The sequence below is a fragment of the Acidovorax sp. 22279 genome (genome assembly GCF_052045435.1).
GTDB lineage: Bacteria > Pseudomonadota > Gammaproteobacteria > Burkholderiales > Burkholderiaceae_C > Acidovorax > Acidovorax delafieldii.
The window spans coordinates 147,521-164,645 of record NZ_JBQEOV010000011.1; the positions used below are offsets into that span (position 1 = coordinate 147,521).

The 17,125-nt window shown below is 67.4% G+C and carries 15 protein-coding genes; 6 read left to right on the top strand and 9 right to left on the bottom strand.

Annotated features, from left to right (window positions below; translation table 11 throughout):
- Positions 1 to 161: 161 nt before the first annotated feature.
- The 3 genes from ACTJKQ_RS15825 to ACTJKQ_RS15835 are packed head-to-tail and all read right to left on the bottom strand — an operon-like array spanning position 162 to position 1,608.
- Positions 162 to 815: a 2-hydroxychromene-2-carboxylate isomerase gene (locus ACTJKQ_RS15825; protein WP_440597397.1), complete on the bottom strand. Its 654-nt coding sequence runs from the start codon at positions 813 to 815 to the stop codon at positions 162 to 164.
- A complete protein-coding gene (locus ACTJKQ_RS15830; protein ID WP_116748020.1) occupies positions 812 to 1,078 on the bottom strand; it encodes a DUF1289 domain-containing protein in 267 nt (88 codons plus the stop codon). The genes ACTJKQ_RS15825 and ACTJKQ_RS15830 overlap by 4 nt, the downstream gene beginning before the upstream one ends.
- Positions 1,075 to 1,608, bottom strand: coding sequence for a YbaK/EbsC family protein (locus tag ACTJKQ_RS15835; protein ID WP_116748021.1), 534 nt, complete (start codon positions 1,606 to 1,608; stop codon positions 1,075 to 1,077). Before ACTJKQ_RS15835 ends, ACTJKQ_RS15830 begins: the two co-directional genes overlap by 4 nt.
- A gap of 208 nt (positions 1,609 to 1,816) precedes the next feature.
- Between ACTJKQ_RS15835 and ACTJKQ_RS15840 the strand changes: the two genes are divergently transcribed.
- Genes ACTJKQ_RS15840 through ACTJKQ_RS15850 form a run of 3 tightly spaced genes read left to right on the top strand, consistent with a single transcriptional unit; the run spans position 1,817 to position 7,806 of the window.
- Entirely contained in the window at positions 1,817 to 3,139 is a 1,323-nt protein-coding gene (locus ACTJKQ_RS15840; protein WP_440597398.1) for an efflux RND transporter periplasmic adaptor subunit, read from the top strand.
- An 18-nt stretch (positions 3,140 to 3,157) separates the two neighbouring features.
- Positions 3,158 to 6,346 (top strand): efflux RND transporter permease subunit, encoded by a 3,189-nt coding sequence (locus tag ACTJKQ_RS15845; RefSeq protein ID WP_440597399.1) that lies wholly within the window; start codon positions 3,158 to 3,160, stop codon positions 6,344 to 6,346.
- Complete coding sequence (locus ACTJKQ_RS15850; RefSeq protein WP_440597400.1) at positions 6,343 to 7,806, top strand: efflux transporter outer membrane subunit; 1,464 nt, start codon at positions 6,343 to 6,345, stop codon at positions 7,804 to 7,806. The genes ACTJKQ_RS15845 and ACTJKQ_RS15850 overlap by 4 nt, the downstream gene beginning before the upstream one ends.
- A 28-nt stretch (positions 7,807 to 7,834) precedes the next feature.
- Here the strand turns inward: ACTJKQ_RS15850 and ACTJKQ_RS15855 are convergent, their stop codons facing one another.
- Both ACTJKQ_RS15855 and ACTJKQ_RS15860 read right to left on the bottom strand, forming a co-directional pair.
- A complete protein-coding gene (locus ACTJKQ_RS15855; protein ID WP_440597401.1) occupies positions 7,835 to 8,743 on the bottom strand; it encodes a hydroxymethylglutaryl-CoA lyase in 909 nt (302 codons plus the stop codon).
- 99 nt (positions 8,744 to 8,842) lie between these two features.
- Positions 8,843 to 9,760, bottom strand: a complete 918-nt coding sequence (locus ACTJKQ_RS15860) for a LysR family transcriptional regulator (protein WP_056743789.1) — start codon at positions 9,758 to 9,760, stop codon at positions 8,843 to 8,845.
- 110 nt (positions 9,761 to 9,870) lie between these two features.
- On the opposite strand from ACTJKQ_RS15860, the gene ACTJKQ_RS15865 reads away from it, so the two are divergent.
- The 3 genes from ACTJKQ_RS15865 (at position 9,871) to ACTJKQ_RS15875 (ending at position 12,834) form a co-directional block, all read left to right on the top strand.
- Positions 9,871 to 10,869 carry a 3-hydroxyacyl-CoA dehydrogenase family protein gene (locus ACTJKQ_RS15865; RefSeq protein WP_056743787.1) on the top strand — a complete coding sequence of 333 codons (999 nt, stop codon included), beginning with the start codon at positions 9,871 to 9,873 and terminating at the stop codon, positions 10,867 to 10,869.
- Positions 10,866 to 11,723 (top strand): 3-keto-5-aminohexanoate cleavage protein, encoded by an 858-nt coding sequence (locus tag ACTJKQ_RS15870; RefSeq protein ID WP_440597402.1) that lies wholly within the window; start codon positions 10,866 to 10,868, stop codon positions 11,721 to 11,723. Before ACTJKQ_RS15865 ends, ACTJKQ_RS15870 begins: the two co-directional genes overlap by 4 nt.
- An 82-nt stretch (positions 11,724 to 11,805) precedes the next feature.
- Positions 11,806 to 12,834 (top strand): Bug family tripartite tricarboxylate transporter substrate binding protein, encoded by a 1,029-nt coding sequence (locus ACTJKQ_RS15875; protein ID WP_440597403.1) that lies wholly within the window; start codon positions 11,806 to 11,808, stop codon positions 12,832 to 12,834.
- Positions 12,835 to 12,867: 33 nt separating this feature from the next.
- On the opposite strand, the gene ACTJKQ_RS15880 is transcribed toward ACTJKQ_RS15875, so the two are convergent.
- The 4 genes from ACTJKQ_RS15880 to ACTJKQ_RS15895 all read right to left on the bottom strand — a co-directional run bounded on the left by ACTJKQ_RS15880 (position 12,868) and on the right by ACTJKQ_RS15895 (position 17,111).
- Positions 12,868 to 13,326, bottom strand: coding sequence for a DUF3592 domain-containing protein (locus ACTJKQ_RS15880; RefSeq protein WP_056743908.1), 459 nt, complete (start codon positions 13,324 to 13,326; stop codon positions 12,868 to 12,870).
- 42 nt (positions 13,327 to 13,368) lie between these two features.
- Complete coding sequence (locus ACTJKQ_RS15885) at positions 13,369 to 14,289, bottom strand: 2-hydroxyacid dehydrogenase (RefSeq protein ID WP_440597404.1); 921 nt, start codon at positions 14,287 to 14,289, stop codon at positions 13,369 to 13,371.
- 69 nt (positions 14,290 to 14,358) lie between these two features.
- Positions 14,359 to 16,389, bottom strand: a complete 2,031-nt coding sequence (locus ACTJKQ_RS15890) for an acetyl-CoA carboxylase biotin carboxylase subunit (protein ID WP_440597405.1) — start codon at positions 16,387 to 16,389, stop codon at positions 14,359 to 14,361.
- Positions 16,390 to 16,391: 2 nt separating this feature from the next.
- Positions 16,392 to 17,111: a DUF4126 domain-containing protein gene (locus ACTJKQ_RS15895; RefSeq protein ID WP_440597406.1), complete on the bottom strand. Its 720-nt coding sequence runs from the start codon at positions 17,109 to 17,111 to the stop codon at positions 16,392 to 16,394.
- Between the last annotated feature and the right edge of the window lie 14 nt (positions 17,112 to 17,125).

The window sequence follows — 17,125 nt, forward strand, 5'->3', positions numbered from 1 at the left end:
CTATTGGTGTTACAGACCGCACTGCGGCGGGCTGCACGCATTCTTGGAGATGGCACTGACCACCCTCTGACGCGAAACCAACAAGAGCTTTCATCAAACTGACCGCTCTCTGACAACTTAGGGTGAAACCCGCAGCACCCCTTTCAGCATCCGGAAATTGCTCAGGACTTGCCGGGTAAACCCGATGGGAGCTGGCTGACAGCGTCCCAGGCGGGGCCGTCGAACCAGGCGTCGCCATCGAGGTAGGCACGCAGCATGGGCAGGCCGTCGAGCCCCCAGAACAGCTTGCCGTCCACCCCAAACGCGGGCACGCCAAACACACCGGCTGCTTGCGCGGCTTCGGTGTTGGCGCGCAGCAAGGCCTTGGGGCCGTCGCTGTTCACGTCCTGCCCGGGGCGCACCTGCTCCGCGAGCGCCTCGGCCAGCGTGGCCAGGCGCGCAGGGTCCAGCGCGTCGGCGCCGCCTTGCCACACGTGCCGCAGCACCGTGCCCGCCACGTAGCGGTTGATGCTGCCGTCGTCACTGCATGCCAGGGCCTGGCGCAGCAGGGGCAGCGGGTTGAACGGGTGGCGCGCAGGCATCTGCAGTGGCGTGCCTTGCGCATGGCCCAGCCAGGTCACATGGCGGTAGGTCCAGTCGCGCTTGGGGGCAATGCCCGCAGGGCCGGGGTTGCCGTGCTGCAGCAGCAGGGCACCCAGCAGCACGGGCTGGTAGGTCACGCTATAGGTCAGCCCTTCCAGCACCTCGGGCAAGCGCTCAAACGCCAGCCAGGCATAGGGAGAAATGAAGTCCAGGTAGAACGTGATGCGCTTCATGCCTCGGTCTCCGGCACGGGCCAGTCAATGCCGGCGCGTTGCAACAACTGCGCCCAGATGGCGCGCCGCTGCGGAGCGTCGGCACGCGACCAGGCGCGGATTTCATCCAGCGTGCGAAAGCAGCCTTCGCAGTGGCTGCGGTCGGGCGTCATGCGGCACACCGAAATGCAGGGCGAAGGCACTGGCTCGGCACTTTTGGGGTCAAATTGGCCGGAAGCGCTAGTCTCTTTTGCCTTGACAGCTAGCAAATCAATAGCATTCATGCGGCCGCCTGGGTCGCAGACGCGTCCGCCACCGGTGCTTGCACCACGTCCACGACGGGTGCGCCCGTCAGGCGCTGCAGGTCGGTGGGGTGCAAGGGGAACACACCGTGGGGGTGGCCTGCTGCGGCCCACACCACGTCAAAGCGCAACAGGTCCTGGTCAATGAGCGTGACGGGCGGCGTGGCATGCGCCACGGGCGACACGCCGCCAATCGAGAAGCCGGTGCGCGATTTCACGAACTCGGCATCGGCCCGGCCGATCTTGCCGCCCACATGGGCTTCCACCTTTTTCTCGTCCACACGTCGGTCGCCCGAGGTGACCACCAGCACCGCAGCATCGTCGCTCTTGCGCCGAAAGATGATGCTCTTGGCCACCTGCCCCACCAGGATGCCCAGCGCATCGGCGGCCTGCTGTGCGGTGCGTGCGGCATCGTCCAGCATCTGCGGCAGGTGCGGGTGGCCGCGCCGCTGCAGTTCGGCAGCCACACGCTGTACGCCCTCGGGCAGGTTCTTCAGTTCGGCTCCACACATTCGCGTTGTCTCCAGCAGGTCTACAGGGGGGCGTGATTCGGTCGGGTCTCCCTCCATTTTGCCGCGCGCCATGGCCTCCCTCGCACCCCGGCCCGCATGTCCCTGCACGGCGCTCCGGCACCCGGGCCAAATCCGGCCACTTTACAAACAGGAAATGTGTGCGCCCCACAATGCGCCGAACCTTCCCAACCCAACCGCTCCCACGCCCATGAACGATGCTGCGTTGTCCCCGCTGTGCCCGAGCCTGCCCGCGACCTCCCCTGCCAACACTGTGCCGGGCCGCCCCGCCCTCGGGGCATTGCCATGCCGGGGAGCGTTGCTGGGGCTGCTGCTGATCGCGGGCATCTTGTCCGGCTGCAGCAAACCCAACGAGGCCCCCGCACCGGCCAGGGCCGCCCCCGAAGTGGGCGTGATCACGCTCAAGCAGCAAAGCCAGCAGCTCGAAGCCGCCCTGCCCGGCCGCACCCGCGCCTCGCTCACGGCCGAGGTGAGACCCCAGGTGTCGGGCATTCTGCAAAAGCGCCTGTTCACCGAAGGGATGCTGGTGCGCCAAGGCCAGCCGCTGTACCAGATCGATGACGCCTCGCTGCGGGCCACCGAAGCCAGCGCGCAGGCAGCCCTGGCCAAGGCCGAGGCCACAGCGCGCACCCAGGAGGCCACGGCCAAGCGCAACGCGGAGCTGGTGAAGATCGACGCCATCAGCCAGCAGGCCTTTGAAGAAAGCCAGGCCGCCGCAGCCCAGTCGCGCTCCGACGTGGCCGTGGCCCAGGCCAACCTGGCCACCGCCCGCATCAACCTCAAGTACAGCCGCATCGAGGCACCGATCAGTGGACGCATCAGCCTGTCCAACGTGACGCCGGGGGCACTGGTCACGGCCAACCAGGCCGATGCGCTGACCTCCATCGTCCAGCTTGACCCGATGTACGTGGACTTCACCCAGTCCACCACCGAGCTGATGCAGTTGCAGCGGGACTGGGACGCAGGCCGCTTCCAGAAGGTCGAGGGCGACAAGATCCCCGTGCGCATCCGCCTGGACGACGGTACCGAGTACGCGCAACGCGGCCAGCTGCAGTTTGCCGGCGTGATCGTGAACGCCACCACCGGCACCGTCACGCTGCGCGCCGTGGTGCCCAACCCCAAGGGCACGCTGATGCCCGGCATGTACGTGCAGGCGCTGCTGCCCACCGGCCTTGCGCCCGAAGCCCTGCTGGTGCCCCAGCAGGCCGTGACCCGCGACCTCACCGGCAAGCCCAGCGTGCTGGTGGTCAAGGAAGGCGATGTAGTGGAAAAACGCCCGATCAGCATCGACCGGGCGGTGGGCAACCAGTGGCTGCTGCAAGGCGGGCTGGCTGCGGGCGAGCGCGTGGTGACCGAAGGGTTCCAGCGCGTCAAACCGGGCGACAAGGTGCGCGCGGTGGAAGTGGACCCCAAAGCCCCCGCCAAGGGCCGCAAGGGAGCCCCAGGCGCCGACGCGCCGCCCGCTGCAGGTGCCGCGCCCGCCTCGGCCCCTGCCCCAGCGGCACCCCGCTGAGCACGAAGGACGCAGCACATGGCTCAGTTCTTCATCAACCGGCCCATTTTTGCCTGGGTCATCGCCATCATCATCATGCTGGGCGGTGCGCTGTCCATCGTCACGCTGCCGCTGGAGCAGTACCCCGACATCGCTCCGCCACGCGTGACCATCGGCTCGCAATACACCGGCGCCTCGGCCGAGACGGTCGAAAACTCGGTCACGCAGATCATCGAGCAACAGCTCAAGGGCATCGACAACATGCTCTACATGAGCTCGACCTCGGATGCCTCGGGCCGCTCGCGCACCACGCTCACCTTCGCGCCCGGCACCAACATCGACGTGGCGCAGGTGCAGGTGCAAAACAAGCTGCAGGCCGCCACCAACCGCCTGCCCGACGCCGTCAAGAGCCGGGGCGTTTTCGTGAACAAGGGCGGGCAGGACTTCCTGGTCACTTACAGCTTCTTCTCCAAAGACCCCTCCATGAGCGCCGTGGACATCGGCGACTTCCTGACCAGCAGCCTGGTGGACGTGATCGGCCGCATCGACGGGGTTGGTGACGTGACGGTGTTCGGCACCAACTACGCCATGCGCATCTGGATGGACCCGGCCAAGATGGAGAAGTACGCGCTGATGCCGTCGGACCTGGTCAATGCGCTCAACGCCCAGAACGCCCAGGTGTCTGCCGGCCAGCTGGGCGCCCTGCCCGCAGTGTCCGACCAGCAGCTCAACGCCACCATCACCGCCCGCACCAAGCTCAAGACGGTGGAGCAGTTCGAGGCCATCGTGCTCAAGTCGGCGCTCGATGGGTCAGTGGTCACCGTCAAGGACGTGGCCCGCGTGGAGCTGGGCGCCGAGAACCTGACCGTGAAGGCCAAGCTCAACGGCATGCCCGGCGCAGGCATGGGCATCGTGCTGGCCGACGGCGCCAACGCCATGCAGGTGGCCGACGCCATCGCCGCCAAGCTGGCCGAGCTCAAGCCCTACTTTCCCAACCAGATCGACTACTTCGTGAGCTCGGACTCCACGCCCTTCGTGCGCGCATCCATCAAGGAAGTGGTCAGCGCACTGGGCGAAGCCATGATCCTGGTGGTGATCGTGATGTTCGTGTTTTTGCAGAACTTCCGCGCCACGCTGATCCCCGCCATTGCCGTGCCGGTGGTGCTGCTGGGCACCTTCGGGGTGCTGTCGCTGGCGGGGTATTCGATCAACACGCTGACCATGTTTGCCATGGTGCTGGCCATCGGCCTGCTGGTGGACGATGCGATCGTGGTGGTCGAAAACGTCGAGCGGGTGATGCACGAGACCGGCCAGTCGGCCAAGGAGGCCACCCGCCAGTCCATGCGCGAAATCACGCCCGCCCTGGTGGGCATCGGGGTCACGCTGTCGGCGGTGTTCGTGCCCATGGCGTTCTTTGGCGGCTCTACCGGCGTGATCTACCGGCAGTTCTCCATCACCATCGTGGCGGCCATGGCGCTGTCGGTGTTTGTGGCGCTCACCCTCACCCCGGCGCTGTGCGCCACGCTGCTCAAGCCCGCAGCCGCGTCTGCCGGGCATGACCGGCCCATCCGGCGCGGCCTGCTGGGCCTGAACGACCGGTTCTTCCGCTGGTTCAACCACCATTTCGACGCCACTTCGGCGCGCTACCAGGGCACAGTGGCCTACACACTGCGCCGCACCAAGCGCATGGTGCTGATCTTTCTGGCGGTGTGTGGCGTGGTGTGGCTGCTCATGGCGCGCCTGCCCACATCCTTTCTGCCCGACGAAGACCAGGGCTTCCTGTACGTGAACGTGAACCTGCCCTCGGGCGCCGCCGATGCGCGGCTGCAGAGCGTGCTGGACCAGGTGCGCGACTACTTTGCGCAGCAGCCCGATGTGCTGAGCTTCTACCAGGTCTCGGGCATCAACGGAGACCAGGCCTCGGCCCGCGGCTTTGTGCGCCTCAAGCCCTGGGAAGACCGCACGCTGCCCAACCAGGCCGCCGCGCAGATTGCCTACAAGGCCACGCGCGACCTGGCCTCCATCCGCGATGCGCGGGTGCTGGTCGTCATGCCCCCGGCCGTGCGGGGCCTGGGCTCCAGCTCGGGCTTCAACTTCGTGATCAAGGACATGAACAGCCTGGGCCACCAGGCGTTGCTGGCAGCCACCAACACCTTTCTGACCGAAGCGCGCAAGCGGCCCGAATTGACCAACCTGCGCATGACCAACCTGGAAGATGCCAGCGAGCTGCGCCTGGAGATCGACGACCGCAAGGCCGCTGCGCTTGGGCTGTCGTACAACGACATCAACAGCGTGCTCTCCAGCGCCATTGGCGGCACCTACGTGAACGACTTCCTGAACAACGAACGGGTCAAGCGCGTGTACATCCAGGGCGACGCGCCAGCGCGCATGCTGCCGCAGGACGTGGCGCGCTGGAGCGTGCGCAACAGCAAGGGCGAGATGGTGCCGTTTGGCGCGTTCTCCACCAGCTACTGGGCCTACGGCTCGCCGCAGTTGCTGCGCTACAACGGCAACCCGGCGTACGAGCTGGAAGGCCGCGCGGCACCAGGCGTGAGCTCGGGCGCAGCCATGAAGATCGTGGAAGACATCCTGCGCACGCTGCCCCCCGGCATTGGCTACGAGTGGACGGGCGCCTCGCTGCAAGAGCGCCAGTCGGGCGCCCAGGCCCCCATGCTGTACGCGATCTCGATCCTGTTCGTGTTCCTGTGCCTGGCGGCCCTGTATGAGAGCTGGACCGTGCCGCTGTCGGTGATCCTGGCCGTGCCGCTGGGCGTGGTGGGCGCGCTCGCGGCCACCTACACCCGGGGCCTGACCAACGACGTGTACTTTCAGGTGGGGCTGCTGACCACGGTGGGGCTGGCGTCCAAAAACGCGATCCTGATCGTGGAGTTTGCGGTGCAGCTGCAGGAGCAGGGCAAGAACCTGTTTGACGCCATCGTCGCGGCCGTGCGCCTGCGCCTGCGGCCCATCCTGATGACGTCGCTGGCCTTTGGCTTTGGTGTGATCCCACTGGCCATCGGCACCGGCGCGGGTGCCGGCGGGCGGGTGGCCATCGGCACCGCCGTGCTGGGCGGCATGCTGGCGTCCACGGTGCTGGGCATCTTCCTGGTGCCGGTGTTCTTCCTGCTGATCCGCCGCTGGTTCAAGAGCCGGTCGCGCAGCGAGGACAACGCACCGCCACCGCCTGCCACCACCCTACCGCACCCCACTCAGGAGAGCGCAGCATGACGCGCCCACCCTTTTCGCCACGCCGCCAGCGCCGGCTTGCCGCCATCGCTGCAGCCCTGGCCACCACCGCACTGATCGCGGGCTGCAACCTGGCCCCCATGCACCAGACCCCCGCCCTGCCGGTGCCTGACACCGCGGGCTCCACCAGCGGACAGCCGGCCGTGGCCAGCGATGCCAGCCTGCAGGCGGCAGCGGCGCTGGGCTGGGTGCAGGCCCAGCCGCTGCGCGATGTCATTGCCCTCGCGCTGTCGAACAACCGCGACCTGCGCGTGGCCGTCGAGACCATCGAACGGGCCCGCGCCCAGTACGGCGTCACCCGCGCCGACCTGTTGCCCAGCGTCACCGCGCAAGCGCAGGCCAGCCGCGCGCGCACCGCCGCCGGCATGAGCAGCGCCACAGCCCCCGCACAGGTGGCCACGCAGTACACGGCACAACTGGGGTTTGCCAGTTACGAGATCGACTTCTGGGGCCGGGTGCGCAACCTCAACGAGGCAGCGCTGCAGCAGTTTCTGCAGAGCCAGCAGAACCAGCGCAACATCCAGACGGGCCTGATTGCCGATGTGGCCAATGCCTGGCTCACCCTGGCCGCCGATGAAGCCCGGCTGCAACTGGCGCGCGACACCCTGGCCAGCCGCGAAAAGGCCTATGCGCTGACCGAACGCATCCACGCCATCGGCTCCACATCGGGACTGGTGCTGGCCCAGGCGCAGACCACGGTGGACGCGGCACGCGGTGATGTGGCGACCTACCTGGCGCAGGTGGAGCGCGACCGCAACGCGCTGCAACTGCTGGTGGGCGGCCCGGTGCCTGCGGCCCTGTGGCCCACTGCCAGCACGCTGCGTGCAGACGCGCAGGCCCCGGCGGCGTTGCAGCCCGTGCCGGTGCCGCTGGCCTCCAGTGTGCTGCTCGCCCGGCCTGATGTACAGGCCGCCGAAAACGCCCTGCGCGCCAGCGAGGCGAACATCGGCGCTGCGCGGGCGGCCCTGTTCCCCACCATCAGCCTCACGGCCAATGTAGGCACTGGCAGCCGCGAGCTGGATGGCCTGTTTGGCGCAGGCAGCGGCACCTGGAGCTTTGTGCCGCTGGTCCGCCTTCCCATCTTCGACGCCGGCCGCAACCGCGCCAACGTGCAGGTGGCCGAGGCCAACCAGCGCATCGCGGTGGCCCAGTACGAAAAGGCCGTGCAGACCGCGTTCCGCGAGACCGCCGATGTGCTGGCCGACCGCGCGCAGTGGGACGAGCGCATTGCAGCGCAGACGCGGCTGGTGGCCGCCACCCAGAAAGCGTTCGACCTGTCGGAGGCGCGTTTCAAGGCCGGGGTGGACAACTACCTCACGGTGCTGGATGCGCAGCGCAGCCTGTATGCGGCGCAGCAGACCCTCATCGGCCTGCGCCAGGCCGAGCAGGTCAACCGCGTGACGCTGTGGAAGGTGCTGGGAGGCACCCCGGACGCCGGTTGACGGCGGCCGGGTGCAGATGGATCAATAGTCAGCCCGCGCGCTTGGTCAGCAAGGCATTGGCCGCGCGTGAGTTGGGCTTGCGATCCAGGAAGCCGCTGATGTAGGCCCCGGCATCGATGAGGAGATCCAGGTCGATGCCGGTCTCAATGCCCATGCCCTGCAGCATGTACACCACGTCTTCGGTGGCCACGTTGCCGGTGGCGCCCTTGGCATAAGGGCAGCCGCCCAGACCCGCCACGGACGACTGGAAGTTCCACACGCCCAGTTCCAGCGCGGCGAGCGTATTGGACAGCGCCTGGCCGTAGGTATCGTGGAAGTGGCCTGACACCGCGTCGATGCCAAAGTGCTGCAGCGTCGCCTCCAGCGCCTTCTGCACCTTGCGCGGCGTGCCCACACCAATGGTGTCAGCCACATCCACGCGCTGCACGCCAATGCCCTGGAGCAGGCCAGCTAGGTAGGCCACGCGCTCAGGGGCAATGTCGCCTTCGTACGGGCAGCCCACGGTGCAGCTCATGGCGCCGCGCACACGGATGCCGGCGGCCAATGCGGCCTCCACTACAGGGGCAAAACGCTCGATGCTCTCGGCAATGCTGCAGTTGATGTTGCGTTGGCTGAAGGCCTCGCTGGCGGAACCGAAGACGACGATCTCGTCGGGTTTGTCCAGCAATGCCGCCTCAAAGCCCTTGAGGTTGGGCGTGAGCACCGAATACGCCACGCCTGGCTGGCGGGTGATGCCCGCCATCACCTCGTGGTTGTCGGCCATCTGCGGCACCCACTTGGGGCTGACGTAGCTGGTGACTTCGATCTCTTTCAGGCCGGCCTGCTGCAGGCGGTGCACCAGCTCGATCTTGACGGCGGCGGGCACCGGGGTCTTTTCGTTCTGCAGGCCGTCACGGGGGCCAACGTCGATGAGGCGGACGCGGGAGGGAATGCTCATGGGGCTACCAAGTGGTGGATCAAGGAATGCCGCCATTGTCTCGCCACCGCCTCCACAGGGCCACCCCATATCGTGCCAGACCATTCGCCGGACGCGCCATCAGGCTCCTTGCCTGTCAGCGTCTTCCACCTCCTGCCGCAGCAAGGCCACCATGGCCTGCGCCGCCAGCGACAGCGGCCGCCCGCGCAGCGTGATCAGCCCGATGGGCCGGTGCAGCACGGGCGCCTTGAGCGGGCGTGTGACCACCTCGGGCCGGCGCACCACCTGGGCGGCCAGCTCGGGCAGCGCGCTCACACCCAGCCCCGCAGCCACCATGGCCGCGATGGTGGCCAGGTGCTCCACCTCGTAGCGGGGTTCAAAGCGGATGCGGTGCGTAAGCAGGGCCTCTTGCGCGTACTGCCGCACGCTGGTGCCCGCAGGCATGGAGATGTGGTGCAGCTCGGCCACCTCGGCCCAGGCGATGGCACCCCGCCCACGGGCCAGGGTGTGCGTGCGCTGCATCAGCAGCACAAACCGATCGGACACCAGCGGGGTGTAGTCCAGATCCGCATAGGCGGGGTTGGCGGCGGTGAGGGCAAAGTCCACGCGCCCGGCACGCACCATGTCAAACGCCGGGCCCGCCAGGCTGTCGATCAGCTCCATCTGCACGCCCGGGTGCTGTGTGGCGAACCGGGCAAACGCGCGGGGTACGGCCCCGGCTGCCAGCGACGGCAGCGCCGCCAGCGCAATGCGACCCACCTGCAGCTGCGCCACCTCCTGCACGCGGCGCACGGTCTCCTCCATCTGGTGGCGCAGAAACCGCGCCTGCTCGGCAAACACCTCGCCCGCCAGCGTGAGCTGCACGGTGCGCGTGGTGCGCTCGAACAGGCGCACGTCCAGCATCTCCTCCAGCCGAGCCACCGTGCCCGACACCGCCGACTGCGACAGGTGCATCTGCAAGGCCGTGCGCCGAAAACTCAGCGTCTCGGCCAGGGAGAGGAACACATCCACCTCGCGGGCGGACCAATTGATCTTCATAACCGATCAGTCTATCGAAAAAGACGTCTGGACCGCGTAATGTGGGGCCCCTAGACTGAATTCAACGCAAGCACACCGCTTGAACAGATTGAGAGCATCAAGGAGACACGATGGAGAACAGTTCGCCGCGCAGCGCGCGCACCGTGGTGGTAGGCGGAGGCACCATGGGGGCCGATGTGGCCGTGGTCCTGGCCCGTGGCGGCGCGCAGGTCACGGTGGTGGACCCCCACGCCGCCCGCCGCGAACACTTGCGGCCGCACATTGCGCAGGAGCTGGCCGCCGCAGGCCAAGCTACCCACGCCGGCCCGGTGCAGGTGTGCGCCAGCCTGCAGGATGTGGACTGGAACGGCGTGGTGCTGGTGGTGGAATGCATCACAGAGCAACTGGCAGCCAAACAAAAGCTGTTTGCCGAGCTGGAAACCGTGGCCCCCCCCAACGCCGTGCTGGCCAGCAACAGCTCGGGCTTTCCCATCAGTGCCATCGCCCAGGGACTGGGCACGGCTCAGCGGATGCTGGGCCTGCACTTCTTCATGCCCGCCCACCTGGTGCCGCTGGTGGAGGTGGTGCTGGGCGAGCGCAGCGACCCCGCGCTGGGCACCTGGCTGCACGCCTTCATGCGCGGCTGCGGCAGCGTACCGGTGCTGGTCAAGAAGGATAAGCCGGGTTTTCTGGCCAACCGCATGCAGCATGCGCTCTCGCGCGAGGCCTTTGCGCTCATCGACGAAGGCATTGCCTCGCCGGAGGACGTGGACGCCGCCGTGCGCTTTGGTTTTGGCTTCCGTTTTCTGGCGGCCGGGCCGGTGCTGCAGCGCGACCACGCAGGCATTGAGGTGCACACCGCCGCAGCCGCCACCATGTACCCCACGCTGTCGAACACCGACGTGCCCGCCCAGGCCCTGCGCGACAAGGTGGCGCAGGGTCAGCTCGGCATGAAGACGGGCAAGGGCTTTTTTGACTGGCCCGAAGACCGCAAGCGGGCCGAACGCACGCGCTACGACACGCTGCTGCGCCAGGGCCTGGCTTTGCTTGCCAGCGAGTTGCCCACCATCGAGCCCCCCACCGACACGTCACAGACGGACACCCCAACGACCACCGGAGCCCGCGCATGAGTGCATCGCCCGCATCACCCACCATTGCCAGCCAGTGGGCCGACCCGCTGATCGTGACCGTGGCCCCCAACGGCGCCTACAAACAGCCCGCTGACCACCCCGCCGTGCCCATCACCCCCACCACGCTGGCCACTACGGCCAAAGCCTGCCTGGATGCAGGCGCGGCCATGCTGCACATGCACATCCGCGACGCACAAGGCCGCCACAGCCTGGACGTGGAGGGCTACCGTGAGGCGCAGCGCGTGGTGCGCCAGGCCGTGGGCGACGCGATGGTCATACAGATCACCAGTGAAGCCGCAGGCGTGTACCAGGCCCCCGCGCAGATCGCCATGGTGGAGGCCCTGCAACCCGAGGCCGTGTCCATCGGCCTGCGCGAAGTAGACAAGCCCGAGATCGGCGAAGCCGGACTGCAGCGCTTCTTCACCGGCCTCGCCCAGCGCCGCACCATGGTGCAGGTCATCCTGTACGACGTGGCCGACCTGCGCCGCTGGCAGGCGCTGCGCGCCAGTGGCGTGGTGCCGGATGCACCTTGGCTCCTGCTGTTTGTGCTGGGCCGCTACAGCGCGGGCCAGACCTCCAGCCCGCGCGACCTGCTGCCGTTTCTGAACGCCCATGACGGCAACGAGCCCTGGGCCGTGTGCGCCTTCGGTGCGGCAGAAAACGCCTGCGTGGTCGCCGCCGCCGTGTTTGGTGGCCATGCCCGCGTGGGGTTTGAAAACAACCTGCTGTGCAAGGACGGCAGCGTGGCCCCCGACAACACCGCGCTGGTGCGCCAGGCCGTCGAAGCGGCCGCCGCGCTGGGCCGCCCGCTGGCCACCGCCGCCGACATCCGGCAGCGCTTTGGCGCAGGCTGAGCTACCCCGCCCCACAGCGCTCCCCATTCATTGACATCAACCCGCAGCAGACGGGTTTTATCCATCCCCACAGGAGACAGACATGCACCACCGCCACCTTTACTCGTCCACGCCTAGCACCGCCCGGCGCACCGTGCTGCACGCAGCCCTTGCCGTGCCCCTAGCCCTGGGCATCGCAGGTCACGCAGCGGCGCAGACGGCCGCCACCGCCTTCCCCAGCAAGACCATCCGCTTTGTGGTGCCCTACCCGCCCGGTGGCCCCACCGACCTGATGGCCCGCATGCTGCAGCCCGAGCTGCAAAGCCGCCTGGGTGTACCTGTGGTGGTGGACAACAAGGGCGGCGCTGGTGGCAACACCGGCAGCGCGGAGGTGGCCAAGCAGGCGCCAGCCGACGGCCACACGCTGCTGCTGGCCGCCAGCGGCCCCATGGCGGTCAACCCCTCGCTGTACGCCAGCATGCCGTTCAACCCGCTGACCGATCTGGCTCCGGTGATCCAGCTGTCGGCATTCCCGCTGGTGCTGGAAGTGCATCCCTCGCTGGGCGTCAAGACGTTTGCCGAGTTCCTGGCCATGGCCAAGGCCGGCAAGCCGGTGCTGAGCTACGCGTCGGCCGGCAACGGCACGCCGCAGCACCTGGCGGGTGAGCTGTTCAACACCACAGCGGGCGTGAAGATGGGGCACATCCCCTACCGGGGCGCTGGCCCCGCGCTCAACGACCTGATCGGCGGACAGGTGAACGTGATGTTCGACATCGTCGGTAGCTCCCTGCCCCACATCCAGGCGGGCAAACTCATTCCGCTGGCCGTCACATCCAGCGAACGCGCCAAGGTGCTGCCCAATGTGCCCACCATGGCGGAGGCCGGCATTGCGGGCTACCAGATCACCGGCTGGCACGGCATTGCAGTGCGCGCTGGCACCCCGCAAGCCACCGTCGACAAGCTCAACGCCACGGTGAATGCGATCTTCAAGGAACCCGCCTTCCGCACCAAATGGGAAGCCATTGGCACACCCGTGGTGGGGGGCACGGCGGCCGACTTTGGGGCGCTCATCAAGGCCGACGCGCAGCGACTGGGCAAGCTGGTGCGCGATGCCGGCGTGACGGTGGATTGAAAAGGCACACCCTCTGTGCCCGCGCACAGAGGGCTATGCGACAGACCTGGGGCGCAAGCGCAGCAACAGCCAGCCCACAGCCATACCGATGGCGCTGGACAGCAGCATCACTGCACCGATCACGATCTTCACGGTGGTTGAACTGCGGATTTCCGCCTGCACCGGGTCCTTGGCAGAGTAGCGCACCGAAACAGTCTCACCCACCTTGTGGATGGCCTGCTGCTGGCGTGCGACCGAATCCGTGAAGCTGTAGGTTCGCCCATCGCCCGCCACAAACTCCACAATGCTCTTCTTGGCAAGCCCCCGGCGGTGGGATGGGCCTGTCATGATTTCTTCATGCGCCACCACCCGGCCCTTGGCGGTGTGCGTGTCGCCCAGCATGTTCATGCCAGAGGCCAATAACCACGCCGCACCCAGCGCGGTCAAGGCGCTGGGCACCAGCAGGATCCAGCCCAAAAGACCAAAGAAACGACGGAACGTGGATGTGCTCATGCCCGCCATTTTCTACGCTCGCGAGCGCGTGGACCGGCGACTTCAGTAGCCTCGCGCGGGGTTCACGATGCCCGCCACCGCCTCGCCGTGCTCCAGCGCCACCATCTTGCGTGCGATCTGGGCAATGCTCTCGTCGCGCAGCGTGCGCGCCGAGGTGTGGGGCGTGACGGTGATGCGAGGGTGCGTCCAGAACGCATGGCCTGCTGGCAACGGCTCGGTGCGGAACACATCGAGCGTGGCTCCAGCCACGTGGCCGCTGTCGATGGCGGCCACCAGGTCTTCGTCCACCAGGTGCGCACCGCGCGCCACATTGATCACATAAGCGCCGGGCAACAGGCGGCCCAGCGTGTCCTTGTTGATCACGTTGGCTGTATCGGGCGTGAGGGGCAGCAGGTTGACCAGCACGCGGCTCGCGGCCAGAAAGTCATTGAATTGATCTGCGCCCGCAAAGCCGCGCACGCCGTCGATGGCCTTGGGGCCACGGCTCCAGCCGTTGATGGGAAAGTCAAACTGCGCCAGCGCCTTGGCAACCCGCTCGCCCAGCACGCCCAGGCCCATCACACCGACGGGATAGTCGCTGCGCAGGCGTGGCTTGCGGTAGCCCCAGCGGCCCGCCTGGGTGTCGGCCTCATAGCCATCAAACTCGCGGAAGTGGCGGATGACCGCGTGGCACACATATTCAGCCATCTGCACGGCCATGCCCGCATCATCCAGCCGCACCACCAAGGCCTGGGGCGGCAAGCGCAGCTTGAGCAGGGCATCCACCCCTGCGCCGATATTGAAGAGCGCCTTGAGGCCAGGCTGTTCGTCCATGAACTGCTGGGGTGGTGCCCAGACCACGGCGTAGTCGGCCTGCGGGGCGCCGGGTTGCCAAACAGAAATCTCAACGCCGGGCAGCGCGGCGGAAAAGCCCTGGAGCCAGGGCTCGGGCTTGGCATCGGTACAGCAAAAGGTGATTTTCATGGTGCCCAAGCGTAGCCGCATTAGGCCCCCTGCGCTGTCACCTGCAGACGACTCGGGACACTACTTGGCTCAGGCCTTGTCGGCGGCTACCAGCTTGAGCAGTTCTGCCCCCTCGGTCACCTGGTCGCCTGGCGCGTACAGCAGCTCCTGCACCACGCCGTCGGCTGGGGCGGCGATGGTGTGCTCCATCTTCATGGCCTCCATCACCGCCAGTGGCTGCCCCTTGGCAACCTTGTCGCCCGCCTTCACGGCAAACGACACCACCTTGCCGGGCATGGGGGCTGTGAGGCGTCCGCCTTCAGCCGCTGCCTCGCCCGCGTGGGCCAGCAGGTCGATGGCGGTGATCTGCGTGGCGCCCAGCGGGGTGAACACATGGTCCACCTCGCCCTGCGCGTACACGGCAGCGCGCGTGCGCTGGCCGGCGAACTGCAACTCGATGGCGCCCTGGGGCGCTGCGCCAAAGACCAACGAACCGGACACGGCAGCGTCGCCCTCGCCCACCTTCAAGTGCAAGCCGCCACCGCGCTCGTAAGTCAGCAGCGCCTTGGCGTGTTCACCGCCAAATTCAAATTCAAACCGGCGCTGCACCACGCCATGCGAGTGAAAGCCGTCGCGGCGGCTGAACGGGTCCACGCCCTCGCTCGTACGCTCATTCAGCAGGGCCTGCGCCACGGCCGCCGCAGCGGCCAGGGGCAAGCCCACGGGTTCCTGGTGGAACAACACAGCCTGCTCACGCGGGATCAGCGCCGTGTCCAGCTTGGCGCGGGCAAACGCATCGGTGCGTGCCACGCGGCGCAAAAACTGCACGTTGGTTGCCAGGCCCACGATGTGGGTCTGGGCCAGCGCATCATCCAGCCGGGCCAGGGCTTGCGCACGCGTGTCGCCGTGCACGATGAGCTTGGCCACCATGGAGTCGTAGAACGGGCTGATCGCATCGCCCTGTCGCACGCCGGAATCCACGCGCACCGCGCCTCTTTCAAACGTCACGCAATCGGGCAGCGCATACACATTGAGCGCACCGGTCGCGGGCAGGAAGTTGTTGTCCGGGTTCTCGGCACAGATGCGGGCCTCGATGGCGTGGCCTGTGATGCGCAGGTCTTGCTGCTGGAGCGGCAAGGGCTCGCCCGACGCTACACGCAGCTGCCACTCCACCAGGTCGAGGCCGGTGATCGCCTCGGTCACAGGGTGCTCCACCTGCAGGCGGGTGTTCATCTCCATGAAGTAGAACTTCATCTGCTCGGGGGCGTCGTAGCCGCCGGGCTGCTCGACGATGAACTCCACCGTGCCCGCGCCCACGTAGTTCACAGCCTTGGCGGCGGCCACAGCGGCCTCGCCCATGCGGGCGCGCAGCTCCGGCGTCATGCCCGGCGCAGGCGCTTCTTCCAGCACCTTCTGGTGGCGGCGCTGCACGGAGCAATCGCGCTCGAACAAGTACACGCAGTTGCCGTGCGTATCGCCAAACACCTGGATCTCAATGTGGCGCGGGCGCTGCACGTACTTTTCGACCAGCACCGCGTCGTCACCAAAGCTGTTGATGGCCTCGCGCTTGCAGGAGTCGAGCGCCGCCGCAAAGTCCTCGGCCTTGTCCACGGCGCGCATGCCTTTGCCGCCGCCGCCGGCGCTGGCCTTGATGAGCACGGGATAGCCAATACGGTCCGCCTCGCGTTGCAGCAGCGCCGGGTCCTGGTCAGCACCGTGGTAGCCGGGAACCAGGGGCACCTGTGCCTGCTCCATGAGGCGCTTGGACTCGGCCTTCAGCCCCATGGCATTGATGGCGCTGGCGGGGGGGCCAATGAAAACCAGGCCCGCGTCGGCACAGGCCTTGGCGAAGTCTTCGTTCTCGCTCAGAAAACCGTAGCCAGGGTGGATGGCCTGCGCGCCCGTGGCCTTGGCGGCCTCGATGATGCGCTCCCAGCGCAGGTAGCTGTCCTTGGGTGCGCTGCCGCCGATGTGCACGGCCTCGTCGCACACGGCCACGTGTTTAGCGTCGGCGTCGGCGTCGGAGTACACGGCGACGGTTTTCACGCCCAGGCGCTTGGCGGTCGCTGCGACACGGCAAGCGATCTCGCCACGGTTTGCAATAAGGATCTTGTTGAACATGTTTAAGCCACCTTGGCAGAACCAGAAAAGAAAGAGGACAAGCGCCGCACGACGGCGCGCAGAAACTTGAACAGCACCACCAGCAGCAGTACGGACACCACCACCATCACGACCAACGCAATACCAAACGCCACCGGGTGCTGTGTGGCCAGCCACACCACGGCCACCACCAGGCCGTCTTCAAAGAACGACAGCCCCCAGTTGGAAAAAGGCTCGGGCGAGGTGTTCACCGCCGCCCGCGTGGTCATCTTGGTGGCCAGGGCCGTGGCAGAGAGCGAGCCGCCCAGTAGCCCCGCCACCACGGCGATGGTCGCGTTGTCGGCACCGAACACGCCATAGGCCAAGGCGGCGCCCGCAGGCACGCGAATGAAGGCGTGCACAGCATCCCAGGCGCTGTCCACCCAGGGCACCTTGTCAGCAAAAAACTCCACCATCAGCATGAAGCCGCTGACCATCAGCACCAGCGGGTGCTGCAGCATCGCCAGGCCGGGCGGCAGGGGCATCCAGCCCAACACGCCCATCATGCCGACCAGGAACACCACGGCATACAACCGAAAGCCGCTGGCCCAGCCCAGCGCTGCGGCCAGCGCCAGCAGGCTGGGCATGTCGAGCTTCGCCGTTGCTGTGGCTGCCGCGTCGCCCACAGCGCGCGCGGTGCCGCCATCCACATGCAGCCCCAGCGTGTGGAGCCACTGCACGATGTTGAACCAGAGGGTGTCCATGGCCGTTAAGTAGC